Source organism: Candidatus Poribacteria bacterium (genome assembly GCA_016866785.1).
Classification (GTDB): domain Bacteria; phylum Poribacteria; class WGA-4E.
This window is the reverse complement of the sequence record VGLH01000286.1, coordinates 1-1,622: the sequence shown is the minus strand read 5'-3', so window position 1 is coordinate 1,622 and position 1,622 is coordinate 1. Positions and strand designations below refer to the sequence as shown.

Sequence of the window (1,622 nt, the reverse complement as noted above, 5' to 3'; positions counted from 1 at the left end):
GCTTGCATGGAAAGTTGCAGTCTCGCATGGCCCTCGACACTTCCGTTGAGCGTCGAGTGCACAGTATCTCCAGGATGTCCTGTCTCGCGATGTTGCCGAGCGGCTCTTTCGCGATGGGAATCCTCCGGTGGTCGAAGCACTTCACGACATCGCCGTTGGGGTAGATGCAGATGTTCTTGCGAGCAGCGCAAGGGCCGCCGCCCGATGCCATCTGTGTGGGGTCGACCGCGTAGGTCCAGTTGTTCGCCCCGAAGTCCTGGTAGAGCTGGACGTTGTGCCGTATGCCGCGTTCCTTGCACCACGCGGCCACCTTCGGGACTTCATCCTTCGACTCGTTTGACAGGACGGACTGAATTCGGAGTTGGTCACCCAGAATGCGAAGGGCCAGTTCAATCTTGGGCATCACGATGTCGTACGTCTGCGTACCCCGGAACTCGTTCCACTTCTCGCGGTTGACCGAGTCCACGGAGATCACCAGCACATGCCCCTGCTGCTGGTAGCGAGTCAGGAATGCCTCATCCAGGCCGCGCCCGTTCGTCACCATCACCATCGGCACGCCCAACCTGTGCGACTGGTCGGCGATCTTCACCACGTCGCGTTTGAACAGCAGCGGCTCGCCTCCCGTCAACGTGACCTGGTACAGATTGTGGTGCAGCCGTTCGAGGCAGCGCAGAAAGTGGGCAATGTCAAGATGTTGGTTCTTGGGCTCCGGGCGCTCCCAGATCGCACACTTCGGGCACCGGTCGTTGCACGCGTTCGTGATCATGTAGATCAGTTCGTTGCCCTTCACACCGTAGAAGCGACGGAGAGGCGTCTTGTACCACCGGTAAATGGACCACTCGATGGACTTCAACATGACCAGCGGCACGACCAGAGCGGGATTCCGCACCCTCCGGGCGAAGTGGCTGATCTCGCCGGTGTAGTCCCGAAACGCCCGTCCGATTCCCGGCCCCTTCATCCGCAAGTCGTAGATCAGGCTCATGCTTGTTGCCCTCAAAGATGGACTCGGACGCGTCCCACATCAGCACGGTGTGCCCCTCGTACAGCGTCGCGCTGGAGCTCTTGTACTTCATGAACAGCTTGATGAAGCGCCAGAATCCCGTGATCGTGCTTGAGTACCCGAAGTCATGCCACAACTTGGCCTCAGCACAGAACCCGATCCGGTACTTGCTGCGCAGACGCAGGCACAGGTCCACGTCCTCGCCAGCCGCGTGCGGGAACCGCTCGTCGAACGGGAATTCCTGCGCGGCGTACGCCTTCATGCCGAAGTTCAGGGACGGCATGTACCAGAGTTCTCTCCGATCCGGGAGCAGCCATTTCCCCGCCAGGGTGCCGTTAACTTCGTGATACCGGTCCAACAGCGTGGAGCCCCAGGAGTAGGTCATGCCGCCGACGGCGGCGAAACTGGAGTCTGCCAGGAAGCGGGCCATGTGACCATGCCAATCACGGTCGAGAATGCAGTCGTGGTCTGTGAAGAAGATGAGGTCATCGCCTGCGGCCAGGGCTTTGGCGACGGCGATGTTCCGCGCACGTGCTGGTCCGCCGTTCTGTTCCAAGACGACATGCTCGACATCGCGGTCCGCGAGAGAGTACTTCAATGGGCTCGCATCGTCGACCACGTA

At 60.5% G+C, this 1,622-nt stretch carries 2 protein-coding genes; both read right to left on the bottom strand.

Going from position 1 to position 1,622, the window contains the following annotated elements:
• On the bottom strand, positions 1-982 hold a 982-nt coding region (locus tag FJZ36_19350; protein MBM3217055.1), incomplete at its 3' end, for a radical SAM protein.
• Positions 687-1,622: glycosyltransferase family 2 protein (locus FJZ36_19345; GenBank protein MBM3217054.1), on the bottom strand; the 936-nt coding region annotated here is incomplete at its 5' end. The genes FJZ36_19350 and FJZ36_19345, both read right to left, overlap by 296 nt.